The 19628-nt window shown below is 40.8% G+C and carries 15 protein-coding genes; 13 read left to right on the forward strand and 2 right to left on the reverse strand.

Annotated features, from left to right (window positions below; all coding sequences use genetic code 11):
- Positions 1–417 precede the first annotated feature (417 nt).
- From GSR62_RS00135 to GSR62_RS00145, 3 genes are all read left to right on the forward strand, one after another.
- Positions 418–693, forward strand: a complete 276-nt coding sequence (locus tag GSR62_RS00135) for a hypothetical protein (RefSeq protein ID WP_035446981.1) — start codon at positions 418–420, stop codon at positions 691–693.
- Positions 694–778: 85 nt separating this feature from the next.
- Positions 779–1732, forward strand: a complete 954-nt coding sequence (gene hemH, locus GSR62_RS00140; RefSeq protein ID WP_010690127.1) for a ferrochelatase — start codon at positions 779–781, stop codon at positions 1730–1732.
- Between the two features lie 203 nt (positions 1733–1935).
- On the forward strand, positions 1936–2601 hold the full coding sequence (locus tag GSR62_RS00145; RefSeq protein ID WP_010690128.1) for a hypothetical protein: 666 nt from the start codon (positions 1936–1938) through the stop codon (positions 2599–2601).
- 122 nt (positions 2602–2723) lie between these two features.
- Here the strand turns inward: GSR62_RS00145 and GSR62_RS00150 are convergent, their stop codons facing one another.
- Positions 2724–3902 (reverse strand): AEC family transporter, encoded by a 1179-nt coding sequence (locus GSR62_RS00150; RefSeq protein ID WP_035446979.1) that lies wholly within the window; start codon positions 3900–3902, stop codon positions 2724–2726.
- 290 nt (positions 3903–4192) lie between these two features.
- Between GSR62_RS00150 and oxc the strand changes: the two genes are divergently transcribed.
- Both oxc and frc read left to right on the forward strand, forming a co-directional pair.
- Entirely contained in the window at positions 4193–5929 is a 1737-nt protein-coding gene (gene oxc, locus GSR62_RS00155) for an oxalyl-CoA decarboxylase (RefSeq protein WP_010690130.1), read from the forward strand.
- Positions 5930–5935: 6 nt separating this feature from the next.
- Complete coding sequence (frc, locus tag GSR62_RS00160; protein ID WP_010690131.1) at positions 5936–7294, forward strand: formyl-CoA transferase; 1359 nt, start codon at positions 5936–5938, stop codon at positions 7292–7294.
- Between the two features lie 335 nt (positions 7295–7629).
- On the opposite strand, the gene pepF is transcribed toward frc, so the two are convergent.
- Positions 7630–9432: an oligoendopeptidase F gene (pepF, locus tag GSR62_RS00165; protein WP_066023733.1), complete on the reverse strand. Its 1803-nt coding sequence runs from the start codon at positions 9430–9432 to the stop codon at positions 7630–7632.
- A 162-nt stretch (positions 9433–9594) separates the two neighbouring features.
- Between pepF and GSR62_RS00170 the strand changes: the two genes are divergently transcribed.
- From GSR62_RS00170 to pflB, 8 genes are all read left to right on the forward strand, one after another.
- Complete coding sequence (locus GSR62_RS00170; RefSeq protein WP_035446973.1) at positions 9595–10422, forward strand: homoserine O-acetyltransferase/O-succinyltransferase family protein; 828 nt, start codon at positions 9595–9597, stop codon at positions 10420–10422.
- A gap of 13 nt (positions 10423–10435) precedes the next feature.
- Positions 10436–11359, forward strand: coding sequence for a cysteine synthase A (cysK, locus tag GSR62_RS00175; RefSeq protein ID WP_010690134.1), 924 nt, complete (start codon positions 10436–10438; stop codon positions 11357–11359).
- Between the two features lie 197 nt (positions 11360–11556).
- Positions 11557–12906, forward strand: coding sequence for an NCS2 family permease (locus tag GSR62_RS00180; protein ID WP_066023732.1), 1350 nt, complete (start codon positions 11557–11559; stop codon positions 12904–12906).
- A gap of 279 nt (positions 12907–13185) precedes the next feature.
- Positions 13186–13905, forward strand: a complete 720-nt coding sequence (locus GSR62_RS00185; protein ID WP_066023731.1) for a MerR family transcriptional regulator — start codon at positions 13186–13188, stop codon at positions 13903–13905.
- A gap of 39 nt (positions 13906–13944) precedes the next feature.
- On the forward strand, positions 13945–14244 hold the full coding sequence (locus GSR62_RS00190; protein WP_005920938.1) for a hypothetical protein: 300 nt from the start codon (positions 13945–13947) through the stop codon (positions 14242–14244).
- A 192-nt stretch (positions 14245–14436) separates the two neighbouring features.
- Positions 14437–15735, forward strand: a complete 1299-nt coding sequence (locus GSR62_RS00195) for an adenylosuccinate synthase (RefSeq protein WP_010690137.1) — start codon at positions 14437–14439, stop codon at positions 15733–15735.
- A gap of 158 nt (positions 15736–15893) precedes the next feature.
- Complete coding sequence (locus GSR62_RS00200) at positions 15894–17159, forward strand: glycosyltransferase family 2 protein (protein ID WP_066023730.1); 1266 nt, start codon at positions 15894–15896, stop codon at positions 17157–17159.
- Positions 17160–17350: 191 nt separating this feature from the next.
- Positions 17351–19612 (forward strand): formate C-acetyltransferase, encoded by a 2262-nt coding sequence (gene pflB, locus GSR62_RS00205; protein WP_066023729.1) that lies wholly within the window; start codon positions 17351–17353, stop codon positions 19610–19612.
- Positions 19613–19628 lie beyond the last annotated feature (16 nt).

Below are 19628 nucleotides of genomic sequence, written 5' to 3' on the forward strand. Positions count from 1 at the left end.
TAAGACTACTTACCACAATGTCAATAGATCGAGCTATAAGCTGGGGTGGGCGCAACCACTAAAAGCTAACAGCACCGATTCATCACCTCTTTCATTATGGATAGTTGAGGTTCTCTCAACGTAGATAAGTATATACCTCAGTATTTTGTGAAAAACTATTGATTTTCTACCAAAATATGCATATATAAGCCTAGCTTTATTTTAAGCCGATAATAAAATTTATCTGACTTATCAAAATTTAAAATTCACTTAAACATTTACTAAGTAAGGTAAAATAATTTTCGGGGAAAATAGTTGATATAATCGGATTTTTTATGGACATTATTTTAAAAAACATTGTAATGATTACTTTAGTATTGCTCACAATTGAACTCGGCGGTATGATAACAGTAGAGTTTAAACAAAGGGGAGAGAAATGTGAAGAAATGGTATGAAGCACTAGATCAAGAAGATGTTACTTTTTTACATCAGTTAGCACAGGCAAATTTTAAGCTGTCAAAATTATCTGCTGAGACAGGGGAATCGTATTTTATGCTTAAAAAGCGGATGCAAAAGTTAAAACATGCTCTAGTTCAAAAAACAACGGGAGATAGTGATTTTAAGGCGTATTTGGATTTTTTAGTCGAGCAACGGATCTTACCCTGCTCGATCGCAAAAGTTCTATACCAAAAACATTTAGAAGGATTAGAATGATTAAAAAAAGCGCGATAATTGCCCAGCATAGATAGATATGGTATTTTAAGGTATGTAATAAATTTAAAAGTTTAGAGGCAAATTGATGAAAAAAGGAATATTATTGATCAATCTTGGAACACCTAAAAGTCCGAATGTTAAGCACTTACGACCTTATTTAAGACGCTTTTTAGGAGATAAGCGTGTGATCGATACTCCAGATATGATCTGGAAACCGATTTTGGAATTGATGATCTTACCCCGGCGACCTAAATTTTCTGCTCAGATGTATCAAAAGATCTGGTCAAAAGAATACGGTTCACCGTTGGCCTATTATACTAAGCGGCAATGTGAATTATTACAGGCTCTAGTACCTGATACAGTAGTCAAATATGCTTTTAGTTATAGCGAGCCTGATATTGCTCAGGTTTTAGCAGAATTTGAAATAGAAAAAATAACTGATCTGTGCATCGTTGCGCTTTATCCGCAATATTCGACAACAACGGTGGGCTCGGTCAGTGATGATGTGATGCATTTTTATCATAAGCGTACTTATATCCCAAATATTAAATTTATCACTTCGTTTTACGAAAATGAGACTTATTTGAAATTAGTTGCTACTAAGATCAAAACTCAGTGGGTAAAGAAACCATATGATAAATTGATCATCTCATATCACGGTATTCCAGTCAGTTACGTCAAAAAGGGAGATCCTTATCAAAGGCAATGCGAAGAAACGACTGCCAAACTACAAGCATTATTACCAAACATCGAGATCTTACATACATATCAATCAAAATTCGGACCGGCTAAGTGGTTAGAACCGGCAACTGATGCGACCGTCGATCGTTTACCTAGCCAGGGGTGTAAGAATCTACTAGTGATCTCACCGTCATTTATATCTGATTGTTTGGAGACGAAGTATGAGTTGGGGATCGAGAATCGAGAGATCTTTAAAAGAGCAGGAGGAAAGATTTTTGATGTCGTACCTTGTTTGAACGATGATCCCGAATTTATTGAGATCTTACATGACTTATGTGAGGTAACTAATTACAGATAAAAAGAAGACACAATGAGGCGTATTTTGCGTCATTGTACCTTCTTTTTATCTACTGTCTAACCCAGCCAGCGGTAACTACTATGTTATTTCGAAGGCCAAATAGCGACTTAGAACATACCCTTTGTTTAGGTTATCCTAAAAATATATTTCGCTTAGCTTTAAAATGTGCTATGATAAATTTGAAAAGTGAGGGGGGATCTATAATGAAGGTCAAAGATTTTGTCGTAGCCTTTTTGACAGAACAAAATATTAATGGGATGGCTGTCAATTTGATCGGGAATTTGGGTAAGACTTTACGCTTGGCTCAAACGCGTTATCCCGAATATAATAATCTTTTTTACGATAAGCGACTATGGACTGGCAAACGTGATATCACTAGTTGTATGAGCTATCCAGTGACTAAGTTAGAGGGGCTCTATGTTACCGCAAATACCGATAAGACGGCAAATGAGCAATTAGTTCAGATATTTAAAACTAAGTTACTACAGCTAAAAAAAGAATTGGCAGAACTTCCAGAAGAACGACCAGAACGCCTGTTATTTACCGGGATCAATGCATTGTTTAAGCGACCAACGATCTTTGTGGAGACAAGAGATGAATTATATTTGATGCTTGAGGATAAGTTTCAAGCATCAGAAAAAGTGATGTTAGCACGATTTGATTTCTTTAATTTGGGGATCTTTTCATACAAGGATGTCGCTTATTATGAACTAGTTACAGCTACTGGAACAGAACTTTCAGGATCACAGCTCGAAAAGCATGATCTCACGGTGATCTTGGGTCAATTATTAGCTTTTATGACGATCGCAGGGATCACGCAAGCAGATTATGCAGCAATGAGTGCTTATTTCAGTATGTCAAACTACTAGAAAATAATAGGCATAAGAAAGAAGCTCTGTGAAAACAGCTTAAGCCATTCTCACAGAGCTTTTCTAAAACTATTTACTCTTTACATATGTAGTCAAAAAGGGGGGGCCCCTTTTTCATTTCATTAAAACAGATGTGCCAAAATTGGTAATAACCAGATCCAGAAAATACAGCTTACTGCAAAGAAGACAGTTGAAACTGCAACTGAACTTGCACCTTCTTTAACGTAAATGTTGTAGCGACTAGAAATAATAATTCCGGAAAATGCCGGTGGCAAAGCAGTCGCCAAACAAAGCATAGAGATCTTAGTTGGATCTGACCCCATACCACAAAGATAAGCGACGAGCACAATAACTGCAGGAGTTAGGAATAATCTAAAGAAGGTATTCCAAAGTACTTCTTTATCAATTGAGAACTTAACTGTCGATAAGGCGAGCCCGGCTGCTAAAACAGCGACCCCGGCATTAGCTTTAGCAATTAGGTCAAAAGTTGGTGCCCAAGCAGTTGGGATTCTGATCCCAATTAAAACACAAAGCACCGCAATTAATGGAGCAGCAGCCACTGGTTGCTTAATAGCGTCAATTACAGATCTCAAAGTTGGATCCATTGGTTTATGAGGTTCATCAGCATGGTCGGCAATTTCTGCTCGAGCCAAGTCGATCTCACGTTCTAATCCCTTTTCTTTTAGAGCCTTAGCTTCGGCATCAGTAACTGGAACACCATCGGGAATAGTCACCATGACTTTTTGCTTGATTTTAGTGGACCCTTGCTTCTTTATATCTTCTACTTCTACGTTAGTTCCCTTATTATTATTTGCTTTAGCCTTCTTTTTAGCTATAGCTTGCCCCTTATTGATCAAAGCTAACCCCAATGGAATAGTGATCGCATTGACAACAATGGATACGATCCCGATGACAAGGTTAGTTGATGCGTTATTCCCGTAGATAGGGTCTAAAACAGCAAAACCAAGGAAACCAATTGTGGGAGAACCAGCGATCAAGGCACAAACCGCCGCTTGCGGGGTAGTTCTATGGAAGAACAACTTATCCAAATAGTAACTTAACATAAATAAGCCTACAACACCAAAAATAGAAATCAGCGTTAAGATAATGTCTTGCGCAAACATTTTTCTTGTAGCTTTAACGATCGAAATGAATAAAGCGGCTGGTAATGCGATATTAAGAACTAATTTATTTAGCCCTTGCCGTTGGTCATTATCGAAAAAGTAAAATTTTCCGCAAAGATAACCGAGTAACATGATCACTAAAATTGGACATATATCATTTACTAAAATGCTAATCATTTACATAACTTCCTTATAATTATATTTGATAGGTGTTACATTCAAGTTGACTATAACACTTATCATAATGTAAATCAAAAATTTAAGATTTTAGCTGATGTTTAAGCGTAATTTTACATTTTTATAGATCAGCGCCATAAGTAGTAGTAACTAAATATTTTATTTTTTGATATAAAATTTCCGATAGTTTTTTCTTGCTAATAAATATAAAAAAAGTTATAACTTAGGTGGGGGTATCCAATTTGTAATTTGGTACCTTTATATAAATTGATTACCATGGAGGGTGCGTTATGGTAGATAAATCTTTAAGTAGGACTGGTGCCAGTTTATTAATTGACGCTTTACAAAAAAATGGTATTAATAACCTGTACGGAGTTGTAGGTATTCCGATCACTGATTTAGCTAGATTAGCTGAATTACGTGGGATGAAGTATTACGGCTTTCGTCGCGAAGATTCAGCTGTAAATGCTGCAGCTGCAGCTGGATTTTTAACTAAAAAACCTGGTGTTGCGATGACAGTATCTGCACCGGGATTTTTAAATGGTCTAACTGCTTTAGCTCAAGCAACAAAAAACTGTTTTCCATTGATCATGATCTCTGGTTCTTCGGAACGGCATATTATTGATTTATCTCAAGGAGATTATGAAGGCTTAGATCAATATAATGTTGCCAAGCCTTTCTGCAAAAAAGCTTATCGTGTAGACAGAGCGCAAGATGTTGGTTTAGCAGTTGCACGTGCTATTCGGACTGCCGTTTCTGGTAGACCAGGTGGTGTTTATCTTGATTTGCCAGCAGATACGATCGCACAGTTAAACGAAGATCTGGGTGAAAAGAACATGGGTGTTTACAAATTAGTTGACCCTGCTCCTTTACAAGAACCTAGTGATGCAGCGATCGCTCGGGCTGTTGATATTATTAAGCAAGCTAAAAAGCCGTTAATAATTCTTGGCAAGGGTGCTGCGTATGACAGGACTGAAAAACAAATTCAAGAATTAATAGATAAGACCAACATCCCGTTCTTGCCAATGTCTATGGCTAAGGGACTTGTTCCTGATGACAGCAAACATTCAGCTGCTGCAGCTCGTTCATTATCGTTAAAGAATGCTGATGTTGTAATTCTAGTAGGTGCTAGATTAAACTGGATGCTTTCATACGGAAGTGCACCTCAATTTAACCCTAATGCTAAGTTTATTCAATTGGATATTGAACCTACGCAATTCGATTCTGCTCAAAAGATCTCTGCCCCTCTTCAAGGTGACTTGACTTCTATTTTAAACAAGTTAGTCCCAGCTCTTACAGCGACAGGATATAAAGTTCCTTCTGATTGGACCGAAGCTATTGCTCAAGATACTGCGAAAAATGATGCAAAATTTGCTAAGCGGATCCAAGCTGGCGAAACCAATCCAAAATTTGGCTATTACGGTGCGATCGAACCTATCAATGAATACTTCCAAGACCATCCAGACACTTATCTTGTAAGTGAAGGTGCTAATACCCTTGATATTGGTCGTGATATGATCGGTATGAAATTGCCACGTCATAGACTTGATACTGGTACTTGGGGCGTTATGGGTGTTGGCATGGGATATGCCATTGCCACTGCTGTTGAAACTGGCAAACATGTAGTTGTTTTAGCTGGTGATAGTGCCTTTGGTTTTGATGGGATGGATGTAGAGACGATCTGTCGCTACAAATTGCCTATCACCGTAGTGGTCATTAACAATGGTGGTATTTATAACGGTATTGATAATGTGGTCCCTGATCAATTAGGTCCAACTACCTTAGACCCAACTGGGAGATATGATCTGATCGCTAAAGCATTTGGCGGCGATAATTATTATGTAACTAATTATCAAGAGATGAAAGATACTTTTGCTAAGGCAGTTGGATCTGGCCGACCAAGCCTCATAAATGTTCAGATCGATCCATCAATGGGTAAAGAATCGGGACACATTGGCAATTTAAATCCAACCTTAAACTTAAAACCACTTGAAGAAGCGGAACAAGAAAAACTTGACAAGGAGTGAGTGATAATGAGTGAAAATGAGAAAAATGAACAAAATGCATATGCCCCATTAAAAGGGATCAAAGTTATTGACTGGACTCAAGTTCAATCTGGTCCTTCATGTACTCAACTTTTAGCTTGGTTAGGTGCTGAAGTTATTAAGATCGAACGGACTAATACTGGTGATCCAACTAGAAATGAATTACTTGATATCGAAGATTCTTGGAGTCTATATTTCTTACAATTGAATGCAAATAAGAAATCCTTAACTGTAGATATCAAGACCCCTGAAGGTAAAAAGATCATGTACGACTTGATCAAAAAAGCTGATATCTTCGTGGAAAATATCGCTCCTGGATCTGCTGATAGAAATGGCTTTGGCTGGGAAGAACTTCATAAAATGAATCCTAGATTGATCTACGCTTCATTAAAGGGCTTCAACCAAGGTTCACGTTTTGAAAATGTTAAGGCCTTTGAACCAGTTGCTCAATCTGCTGGTGGGGCTGCCTCTGCTACTGGTTGGAACAAGGGTAAAGACAATGTTCCGACCCAATCTGCCGCTGCTTTAGGTGACTCGAATTCAGGGATGCACTTAGCTATTGGTATCTTAGCAGCTTTACTACAACGTGAACATACTGGTGAAGGGACCTTCGTTTACCAATCAATGCAAGATGCTGTATTAAATCTTTGTCGTATTAAATTACGTGACCAAATTATGTTGGACAATCTCGGTGCGCTTCCTCACTATGCTGTTTACCCTGACTGGAAATGGGGTAAGGCGATCCCACGAGCAGAAAACACTGAAGGTGGCCAAGTTATCGGCTGGACCTACAAAGCTAAAGGTTGGGAAACAGATCCAAACGCCTATGTTTATATTGTTATTCAAAATGAGAACAAGAAGTGGGATAAACTATGTGAAGCAATGGGCCACCCAGAATGGGAAACAGATCCAAGATTTATCGACTGGCAACATCGTCAATTACATAAGGAAGAGCTTTATCCATTGATCGAAGCTTACACTATGCAATACGATAAGTACACTTTGACTAAAGATCTCGGTGCCGCTGGTGTTCCAGTTGGTCCTATTCTTGACTGGCATGAACTTGAAAATGATCCTGATTTAAATAAGGATGGTGCGATCGTTACTATCGACCAAGGTGGGAGTCGTGGTGACTTTAAGACTATTGGTTTACCATTTACGCTTTCAAATTATACTCCATCCTACGACCGTGCACCAGATCTAGGTGAAAATAACAAGGAAATTTTGACTAAGTTAGGTTATGATCCAGATCAAATTGAAGACTTAGTTGACAAAGGTGTTATTTCTAAAGTTAAAAGCCCTAAGAACCCACGAGTTCACGTTATTATCGATGGGAAAGAACACTGATCGCTCACTTAAAAGCTAGAGTAAAACTTTTTGCTGACAAGCTAGATATTTCATAGTGTTGCCACGGTTTGTTCATTTTACTTCAAATGACAATTAGCGTTCCACACCAAAAGTTTACCTATTTTGCTCAATATCCGTGGTCAAGGGTATGGGGCTTGTGAGTTGAAAGGTCAATTATAAGACCAGCTTCGTTTGAGGCTGGTCTTTTTTGAACGATGATCGCGCTGAAGATGATAAAAGTAAAAAAGAGACTATCTCACACCATTAGCAAAACAGTGTAAGCTAGTTCTCTTAATTTAATGATATTGCGCTCTTGACATGTTTCACATGAAACTTTATTTAGCGATCTCTTGGGACAAAGTTCTGATCTTTTCCACGGTCTCATCCAAAAAGGCGATCGTATTTTCAAGCGGATCAGCAGTTGAAATATCAACGCCAGCAACTTTAGCTGCTTCTACCGGTGTTTTTTGGTCGCCGAGTTTTAGAAATTCAAGCCAAGCACCGACTTGTTTTTGTGGATCAGCTAGTAATTTTAGATAAGCTTGGGTAGCGATCGTCAGACCAGCTGAGTAGGTATAAGAGTATAAGCCCATATAGTAATGTGATTGACGCATCCAAGTCAAAGTGGCTTGGTCATCGATCATGACCGTATCACCCCAGAAACGCTTGAGCACTTTTTGTTTGAGTTCGCCAAGTTTAGCACCATCAAATGAAGCACCTGCATCGATAAGTTGATAAACTTCACGTTGGAAAGCAGCTTCCAGCAAGTGAGTCACAAAGTTATGGTAGAACGTATTAGTAAGCATCTTGGCATAGGCAAAACGTTGCATTCGTGGATCGGTCGTACTCTGTTCCAAAGAGTGTGTCAACAATAATTCATTAAAGGTTGAAGGAGCTTCGATCAGATACATTGACGGATCACTACCTAAGATCGAGTTGTTTTGAGCGGTCAGGATCGCTTGACCAGCGTGTCCGAGTTCATGGGCCAGAGTATAAACGTCAGCTAATTCGTCAGTCCATGACATCAAGATATAGGGGTGAACACCATAGGGATCGGTCTCAAAGCCCCCAGTTTCTTTACCGGCATTGACAGCAAAATCGATCCACCGTTCGTCAAAGGCGCGCATGACCATCTTGGCGTAATCAACGCCTAGGATCGAAACTGCTTTTTGAATATAGGCAGGTGCTTCTTCTAAGCTAACTTTAGGTGCAAAACTAGGATCAAGATCGATCTGTAGATCAGCAAAAGTCATCTGTTCTAGACCATGAGCTTTTTGGACGAATTTAGCATATTTTTGCATAACTGGTCCGAGTTTATCTAAGATCAGATCGATCTGGCGGTCAAACAATTCACGTGAGACTTCTTGTTTAGCTAGTAGATAATCAAAAACTGAATCAAAACCGCGGAGGGTCGCCATAGTCTTTTCCTTAGCAACTTGTGTGTAGTAAGTAGCTGCTACGGTATCCTGATATTTTTTCAAGGTTTTGGAAAATGATTTGAAGGCTTTTTGGCGTATTTTATAGTTAGGGTGGTATTGATAGGTATTTTCATACAGGACAAATGACATAGGATAGAGCTTTCCATCGACCTCAAAATCTTCAAATGTCATATCTGCTGCGCGGGCCGTTGTATAGATCCCTTCCGGTGCATTTAAAGTCGGACCTAACAAGGCCAGAGCTGCTTCAGTTTTAGGATCAAGAAGATGTTGCTTCTCATTCTTTAAATGGCGAATGACAGAAGCAAAATGCGGTGCTCGTGCTGCAACTTCGTCTAGGCTAGCCGTGTCATTTTGGCTAACTTGGATATCAAAGAAGGCGATATTAGCACTGACAAAGGCTAAAACTTGTTCAGCTTGCTTTAGTAGCTGATTGTAGTGAGGATCTGTCATATCACTTGCCTGTTGCAAGAAAGCGTAATGTTCGATCACAGATGCTTTTTGTTCGATCTGTTCTAAAGCGGTCAAGCCAGCAATGATCTGGGTTGGAGTGGTCAACTGTCCGTCGAAGTTAGCTGAAAAATCAGTGACGAGTTTTTTTAACGCTTTAAGCTCGTCGTACCAAGCAGTGTCATTCGGGTAAAGTGCGGTTAGATCCCAAGTGAGTTCTGGTGCAATGTCTTTTCGATTTGGTAATGCCATTAGCAAGTCCCCCTCGTAAAAATAATGTTTGCCAAATTATAGCATAAAGCTCAGTACTTATAGCAGTATAATTGTCTTTTATAAGCAGCTAGTGTATAATTTAACTTACAGAATACAAGTAAATTGACTTGGCTGTAATTACCGAGAAAGGAAGGTATAGTCATGCGTACGCCTGAAAATGTCTTAAAAATCGGGGTATTGAATTTGATGCACGATAAACTGGACACCAAAAGACGATTCGAACGGGTCTTGAATAGTACGACATATCCAGTTGAACTGACTTTTTTTTATCCTAAAGAGCACTATCAAGATCGTCCAGTTCCAGCTCAAGTGACGCGAATTGCTCGTCCGTTGGAGTTAGATGAGGTTAAGCAACTGGATGCTTTCATCGTAACTGGGGCACCGATCGAAAAACTGGATTTTGCAGAGATCACATATATCAATGAATTGCAGGAGCTCTTTGACTGTTTGGCTCAAAATAAGATCGAGCAGCTGTATGTCTGTTGGGGCGCCATGGCTGCAGTCAACTACTTTTATGGGGTGGATAAATACTTATTGCCCCAAAAACTATTTGGGATCTATCCGCAAGAGGTCTTACGTGATTCCAAGTTATTAGCTCAAGTAGCGCCGGGCTTTTTAGCCCCACATGCGCGTTATGCTGATATTGATCTTAGTCAGGCAAAACAGATCCCTGAGTTAAAGATCACAGCAGTCTCGCAGACAGGGGAAGCTTTCTTGCTTGAAGCACCGACAAAACATCAGACATTTTTATTTTCGCATTTGGAGTATGGTAGAGATGCCTTACAAAAAGAATATACACGCGAATTAGCGGTTGATCCAAGTGCTAAAGATTCACTAGCTCGTCCCCAAAATTACTATGTTGATGGACGACCACAGTTTTTATGGGAAACGTTACAAAAACAATTCTTTGCTAACTGGTTACAGCAAGTAGCTGGGACGCGCAAAGCTAAAGAACTTATCAAAAATTAATGGAGGTCTTGATATGAGTAAAGTTTATGATTCGATCTTAGATACTATTGGGAACACACCGATCGTCAGGTTGAATAATGTTGTTCCAGCTGAGGCAGCTGATGTTTATGTTAAGCTTGAATTTTTCAATCCAGCTGGTTCAGTCAAAGATCGGGTAGCTTTAGCGATGATCCAAGCCGCTGAAGCAGCTGGCAAGTTGACCAAGGGTGGCACGATCATCGAACCAACTTCGGGCAATACCGGTATTGGATTAGCTGCAGTAGCGGCGGCTAAGGGCTATCGTTTATTGATCACGATGCCAGAAACGATGAGTATCGAACGGCGTAAATTGATGCAAGGTTATGGAGCTGAATTGATCTTGACCCCAGGTGAAGAAGGCATGGGTGGTGCGATCAAACTCGCTAAGGAATTAGCTGAGAAGAACGGTTATTTCTTACCGATGCAATTCGATAACCCTGCTAACGCTTTGATCCACGAACAAACGACTGGCCAAGAGATCTTGCGCGCCTTTGGAGCTGACTTACCCGATGCTTTTGTTGCCGGGGTCGGCACGGGTGGAACGTTGACGGGTGTAGGTCGTGCTTTGCGGGCTAAGAAGGCTGATATTCAAGTATACGCTCTTGAACCAAGTGAATCTCCAGTCTTAAAAGAAGGTAAGAAGGGCAAGCACAAGATCCAAGGGATCTCAGCTGGCTTTGTGCCTTCGATCTTGGATACAAAACTTTACGATGATATTTTAGAAGTTCCAAGCCAAAAAGCGCTTGAGATGGCCCGCGAAGTTGGTAAAAATGAAGGCTTCTTACCTGGGATCTCAGCTGGTGCTAATATTTATGGCGCGATCGAAGTAGCTAAAAAATTGGGTGCTGGTAAGCGTGTCTTGACTGTTGCCCCAGATAACGGCGAACGTTATCTTTCAACTGAATTATTTGAAGGCTAATTGCCACCAGACCACGTGAATTTGCGTGGTCTTTTTTTGTGAAAATTCATGCTAAAATACTGCTATTCAACCGAAGCAGGAGTTTTTTACCTTAAAATGGATACATTTTGATAAAAACACGAACTATTTAGGGGTTGATTTTTATAATCATACGTGTAATACTTGTCAAAGTAAAAATAAATCAGAGGTGAAAGAAATTGGATAATGGTCAAACAACAGCCACCAAAGCAGGTTGGCTCGAAAGAACCTTCCATTTTAAAGAATTAAAAACTAATACTAAACGGGAGACCGTTGCTGGCTTGACTACGTTCGTGTCGATGGCCTACATTTTGTTCGTCAACGCTAATATCCTAGGGGCTGCAGGGATGGATAAGGGTGCTGTCTTCACAGCAACTGCCTTATCAGCGATCATCGGCTGTACCTTGATGGCATTTTTAGCTAACTATCCGATCGGGATCGCACCTGGTCTAGGGGATAATGCGTTTTTCACTTATTCCGTTGTTTTAACGATGGGGATCCCGTGGCAGACTGCAATGGCTGGGGTCGTGGTGGCTTCCGTTATCTTTACGTTACTTTCATTATTCAAGATCCGTGAGATCGTTATCGATGCGATCCCGCATGATCTCAAGCTCGCAATGGCAGCTGGGATCGGGATCTTTATCGCTTTTGTCGGCTTAAAGGGTGGCGGGATCGTCGTTGCTAGCAAATCTTCGTTAGTCGAATTAGGATCATTGACGGTTCCAACTACCTGGTTAACGATCTTTGGTTTCTTTGTGACTGCTTTATTGATGGCACGCCGCGTCCCAGGTTCGATCTTTATCGGGATCTTAGCTACAACGCTTTTAGGCCTAGTGACAGGCTTGATCCCAATGCCAGATAAGATTGTTTCTTCGATCCCAAGTTTGGCACCAACTTTTGGGGTCGGACTAGCAAACTTAGGTAATATCAACACGCCACAGATGTTAGCTGTGATCATCGTGTTATTACTGGTGACTTTCTTTGATACAGCAGGTACTTTAGTCGGGTTAGCCCAACAGGCTGGCTTGATGAAAAATGATAAGATGCCTCGGATCGGGCGCGCTTTAATGGCTGACTCATTTTCAATGTTAGCTGGTTCTGTGATGGGAACGACTCCGACGGCAGCTTATGTTGAATCTTCTGCTGGGATCGCAGTCGGGGGGCGGACTGGTTTTACTTCATTAGTGATCGCGGGTATGTTTGGGCTAAGTTTATTCTTCTCACCATTATTGAGTGTGGTGACGACTGAAGTTACAGCCCCAGCCTTGATCATCGTTGGCTCTTTGATGGCACAATCGATGCGCTTTATCAACTGGGAAAAATTCGAGATCACCTTACCAGCGTTCTTAACGATCATTGCAATGCCGTTGACCTCTAACATCTCATACGGGATCGCATTTGGTTTCTTAGTCTATCCGATCACAATGATCGCGGCTGGCCGTCGGAAAGAATTAAATCCAGTGGTCATCGTCTTGTTCTTCATCTTCATCGCGATGTTGTATGTACTAAATATCTTGCCACATAACTAACACAGTGCTGATTTTCGGAGCACGACTTAGATACACAATGTTCGACAATACGATCAGCATTGTATGAATAACAACAGGTCCTATCATGATGTATGTTTTGCAGCGTGATAGGGCCTTTTTATCACGCATATGAATGAACTGATCACGATGCAAAAAACGCATCATAGTGATTTTTCTGTTATCTGTACGGAGCTGACCGCTTTGGCCCACACTCTTATCTTTTTACTTGCTGATGACGTAACGTTATCATTTATAGTGAAGTTAGAAAGGGGGCCAATAATGTATTCAAGTGGACAATTAGCGGAACAGTGTCATGTCACTTTGCGGACGGTGCAGTATTATGAACGGCAAGGATTATTAGTCGCTAGTCGTACTGAAGCAGATCGCCGCTTATATGCTGAAGATCAAGTCACACGTTTAGAACTGATCTTGACCTATAAAGAACTAGGTTTCACGCTAAAAGATATCAAAGGTCTATTAGATACACCGGAAAACTATAAAATTTTACAGCTGTTAGTGGCGGAGCACCAAGAACAAAATGCTAAGGCTTTGGAATTGGCTAAAAAACGCGCCACCAAGTTGGATTATTTAGCCGAGCAACTGGAGAAATTTCAAGTTTTCCCGGGAAATTTTACGAAAGGAATTGAGTTTGAAATGGAAAAGACAAAGAAATTACATCAATTACACTGGCAAATGATCGGTATTGGACTGGTGATCGACTTGATCTTGTGGGGCAGTATCATCTATGTATTCTTGACCCATGGCTCATGGTGGTTAGTAGCCGGGGCTTTAGTGATCTCGATCGGGCTCACAACAGCTTTAGTGCGCTATGTTTGGCAGCATACGGCGTATATTTGTCCTAACTGTCAGCACCAATTTCGTCCAGGACTCAAAGAGTATTTTTGGTCTACCCACACTCCGAGTACACGAAAATTAGTGTGTCCAAATTGTAGACAGAAAAATTTTTGTATCGAAGTCTATGCCGATAAACAAGCTTAATTTTTAGCTTTGGTGTAAGATGTAGATGAGGTGAGTGAGATGAAGTCACGCAAAGAGATCGCACGGCTGGCAAATGAATTGACACAGTCTTTTGAGCAAAGCACCGATGACAAAGTATTTTTAAAGATCGTCGCTTACGGAAAAGATGCCTTGGCAGACCGCCAGATCGCGCCCCAGATCATTATGGAAAAAATGGTAACAGCGTCCTATGAGGCGGTGCTACGGGGCAAAGGTAAGATCAAAATGAGTGCAGAAACACTAGCGATCGTCAAACAAATGGAAGAATTATCCCGGACGCGTAGCTTATTGCCCTTTCGGCGCTATGATCCTTGGGATTAGTTATTCGTTTTAAATCAGAATAATTTAAATTAAAAAGGCTAAAGTTCGCAATTAATAAACTTAGCCTTTTTTTAGCGAAGTAATATTCGTAATTGCTTGAAAAAACTAAGCTTGATTGTTACAATTATCAAGGTCATTAATTTAGACTAGCAAGCAGAGTAATGCTTAGAAATATTATGAGGTGGACTGTATATGTCATCAGTAGTAGTTGTTGGTAGTCAATGGGGCGATGAAGGCAAAGGAAAGATCACTGATTTCTTGAGTAAAAATGCCGATGTTATCGCACGTTATCAAGGTGGAGACAATGCCGGTCATACGATCGCTTTTGATGGTAAGACCTATAAATTGCGCTTGATCCCATCTGGAATTTTTTATTCCGATAAGATCAGTGTCATTGGTAATGGCGTTGTTTTGAATCCTAAGTCGTTAGTTGCTGAGTTGGAATACTTGCATGAAAATGGAATCCCAACAGATAACCTTCGTGTTTCAAACCGTGCGCACGTGATCTTGCCATACCACATTGTCTTGGACAGCTTACAAGAAAGCGCCAAAAAAGACAACAAGATCGGTACGACTAATAAGGGTATCGGTCCTTGCTACATGGACAAAGCAGCTCGTATCGGTATTCGGGTCGCAGATCTGTTAGAAGCAGATACATTTGCTGAAAAGCTACGTCGTAATTTGGAAGAAAAGAATCGTTTATTCCAAAAGATGTACGATTATGAAGGCGAACCGCTTGATTTTGAAACAATTTACAATGAATATTATGAATATGGTCAACGTATCAAGAAGTATGTAGCTGATACATCAGTTATTTTAAATGATGCGTTGGACAACGGCGGACATGTTTTATTTGAAGGCGCTCAAGGTGTTATGTTAGATGTTGATCATGGGACATATCCATTCGTTACATCTTCTAACCCGATCGCCGGTGGGGTCACAACTGGCTCTGGCGTTGGTCCAGAAAAGGTCAATAAAGTTGTGGGTGCCTGCAAAGCTTATACTTCACGTGTTGGTGATGGTCCATTCCCAACTGAGTTACACGATGAGATCGGTAGCTACATCCGTGAAGCGGGTCATGAATATGGGACAGTCACGAAACGCCCACGTCGGATCGGTTGGTTCGATAGTGTCGTAATGCGTCACTCCAAGCGGGTCTCAGGTTTGACCAACTTGTGCTTGAACTGTGTGGATGTCTTGACTGGCTTAGATGAGATCAAGATCTGTACAGCTTATGAATTGAACGGTGAAAAGATCGACCGTTACCCAGCTAGCTTGAAAGAATTGGCACAATGCAAGCCAATTTATGAAACAATGCCAGGCTGGAAAGAAGATATCACAGGGGCTAAGACTTTAGCTGATCTACCTGAAAATGCGCGTAACTATGTTAAACGTATCGAAGAATTAGTTGGCGTCGAAGTTTCGACCTTCTCTGTTGGTCCAGATCGTGATCAAACAAATGTCTTAAAGGATATTTGGGAAGAAATTTAAATAAATTAGAAAGAGGCTGGTAGTCATTCGTGGCTATCAGCATCTTTTTAGGTAAAAAAGATTAAAAAATATCTACTTTTATTTAAAATAAATTAGCTATATCATTTAGAGTTAATCGTGTGGTAAAATCTATATGGTTTTTTAACAAAAAGCACTAAATGGAGGGATCGGTCATCGATGAATTGATCTTTAGTGTCTCTTTTGTTGGAATAGGTATCTATTTGGTGTGGGTGCTGATTTTAATTTTATTTGGGCAAGATCAAAAGCTGCAACAAACGCAGCTAAAAGAGCCCATTGAGCAACTGATCATCTTGGTCCCAGCGCTAAACGAAGCGCTAGTCATCAGGCAGACGATCACCAATTTTGTGGCGCAGACAGCAAGCTTACCACAAGTTAAAATGGTGATCATTGATGATGCCTCAAGTGATCAGACAGCTCAAGTCGTTAATGAAACGTTGCAACAACTGGCCTGTGGGAGCAAAGTCCAGCTGCTGCAACGGTATTTGCCAGAAGCGCAACAGGGTAAGGGCGAGGCATTAAATTGGGCGTACCAGCAACTCGTTGAGCCACTAGCCCCAAGTTTGCGTAAGCGCGTGATCTGTGGTGTTTTAGACGCCGACGCTTATATGGATGAAGCAGCTTATCTGCGGGTCATGGAGCACTTTGCATTTGATCCAGAATTATCGTTGTTACAAACACGTGTAGCTATGTTTAAGGAGCAAAATTGGCTACAAAAACTACAAGATATCGAATTTGTCATCATCAATAATTGGATCCAAAACATCCGGAATCGGTTAGGTAATGCAGCAGCGTCAGGGAATGGCCAATTTATCCGGGTCAGTGCAGTAAACGGGTATTATCCGTGGGGCAATGCCTTGCTGGAAGACTTTGAGTTTAGCACGCGCTTTTTACTGCAAGCTAAAGCGACCCACTATGCTTCTGAGATCGTGGTCTATCAAGAGGCACTTGCTCAAGTTCGGCCCTTTATCCGCCAGCGTGCTCGTTGGACTCAGGGGGGATTAGACTGCTTAGTGGGTTATTGGCCCAAGATCTTATTAAGTAAAGCCATAGGAACTAAAGCTAAAATGGAAATGACATTTTATTTGTTGTTACCATTCATCTCGCTAGCGACAGGGCTTGCGAATCTGTTAGTCTTGGTCTTTGTCAGTTGGTTTATCCAGTTGTATTGGCCGATCGTAGTGAGTCTATTGTTTATCAATAGTTGTTTTAATTTCTATATTCTAAGTATTTATGAACACGAGACTCGGCGCTTAGGAATTATTAAGAAGCTGTTCTTTATGACCATCATGTTGGGGTATAATTACCTTTTTTATTTTGCGATCGTTTTGGCCTGTTATAAGAAAATTCGGCGCCAGACTAAGCGGGTCAAAACGACCCATGTTGGCGTGGGCGAAAAAGCTTAATATTTCATTATATTTAAGTAAAAAAATAGAAATAACATTTTTTTAAAATTGTACAAAAATAATGGATTATGACTTGTTTTTATGCGCGATTTTAGATAATATAAGGATGAAAACGTTAACAAACGTTTTTTAGTACGTGCTAGGTTATATTATTTAGGTCAGACGGATTTTTTACACAGGGAGGAATATAGATGCTCAAAGACAACAGCAAAGAAACAGTAACAACTGCTTGGAACGGTTTTAACGGCGGGGACTGGCAAGACGAGATCGATGTACGTGATTTCATCAACCGTAACTACACACCTTATGATGGTGATCAATCATTCCTTGAAGAAGCAACTGAAGCAACCACAAAATTAAACGACATGTTAGTTGACATCAAGTTGAAAGAACGTGCTGCTGGTGGCGTTTTAGATGCTGACACCAAAGTTGTTTCTACGATCACTTCACACAAACCAGGCTATTTAGATAAAGACTTAGAAAAGATCGTTGGTTTGCAAACAGATAAGCCAATGAAAAAAGCTTTGATGCCTTATGGTGGTATTCGGATGGCTAAAGTTGCTTTGGCTGCTTACGGGATGGAAATTGATCCGGAAACAGAACGGATCTTCACCGACTTGCATAAGACACACAACCAAGGCGTTTTTGATGCATACAATGACGAAATTAAGCGTGCACGCCACAACAAGATCGTGACAGGCTTACCTGACTCATACGGTCGTGGTCGAATCATCGCTGACTTCCCTCGTGTTGCTCTTTACGGGATCGATCGCTTGATCGCAGCTAAGAAAGATGACTTAGCTAACTATGGCGACGGTCAAATGACAGATGAAGTTATTCGCTTACGTGAAGAAGTTTCCGAACAAATTCGTGCTTTACAAGACATGAAGAAAATGGCTGCTTCTTACGGCTACGATATTTCTTATCCAGCTACCAATGCGCGTGAAGCTATCCAATGGTTGTACTTCGGCTACTTAGCTTCCATCAAGCAACAAAATGGGGCTGCGATGTCTATCGGCCGGATCGACTCATTTATCGATATCTATATCAAACGTGATATGGACAACGGTTTATTGACCGAAAAAGAAGCACAAGAATTGATCGACCAATTCACAATGAAACTCCGGATGGTAACATTCATTCGGACACCAGAATACAACTCCTTGTTCTCTGGTAACCCAATTTGGGCAACGTTATCGATCGCTGGGATGGGTATGGATGGCCGTCACCACGTTACAAAGACAGCTTTCCGTTTCTTGCACACCTTGCATAACATGGGTGCTGCGCCAGAACCAAACATCACCTTATTATGGTCAGAACGTTTGCCAGAAGGCTTCAAGAACTACGCAGCTAGTGTATCGATCGCAAGTTCAACGATCCAATACGAAAACGATGAATTGATGATGGAAACATGGGGCACAGACTATTACGGCATTGCTTGCTGTGTGTCTGCGCAACCGATCGCTGATGGTGTTCAATTCTTCGGGGCTCGTGCTAACTTGGCTAAGACCGTTCTTTATGCGATCAACGGTGGGGTCGATGAATTGACCAAGATGCAATGTGGTCCAGCTTATGCACCGATCACTTCAGAATACATTGATTATGATGAATTCTTGAAGAAATTCGATGACATGTTGGAATGGGTCGCTGACGTTTATGTAAATGCTTTGAATGTGATCCATTACATGCACGACAAGTATTACTATGAATCAGCCCAACTTGCTTTGAAGGATACACGTTTAGATCGTACATTTGCGACAGGTATCTCTGGTTTAGCAGTTGCTGCTGACTCCATTTCAGCTATCAAGTACGGTAAAGTTAAAGTTATCCGTGATGAAAACGGTGTGGCAGTTGACTTCAAGACTGAAAAAGACTTCCCACGTTATGGTAACAACGATGACCGTGCTGACGAGATCGCTGCATGGTTAGTAAGACAACTTTACACCAAGATGAACAAACATCACCTCTACCGTGATGCTAAGTTATCAACATCTGTTTTGACGATCACTTCTAATGTTGTTTACGGTAAGAATACCGGGACAACACCTAATGGCCGTCAAGCAGGCGAACCATTCTCACCAGGTGCTAACCCAGCTTACGGTGCTGAAACACACGGGGCATTGGCATCCTTGCTTTCCGTAGCTAAATTACCATATCGCTACGCAACAGACGGGATCTCCAATACTTTCGCCGTAACACCATCAACACTTGGTCACGATGAAAAATTAGAAGAAAAGACCTTGGTAAACATGATCAGTGGTTATATGAAGAATGAAGGTCACCATTTAAACATCAACGTCTTCAACCGTGATACTTTACTTGATGCTCAAAAACATCCAGAAGAATATCCAACGTTGACCGTGCGTGTTTCTGGTTACTGTGTATACTTCGCTGATCTGACCAAGGAACAACAAGATGACGTTATTTCAAGAACATTCCATACTTCAATATAGTTAAGAGCACAACAGT

It is taken from the genome of Ligilactobacillus animalis, from assembly GCF_009933595.1.
Classification (GTDB): Bacteria; Bacillota; Bacilli; order Lactobacillales; family Lactobacillaceae; genus Ligilactobacillus; species Ligilactobacillus animalis.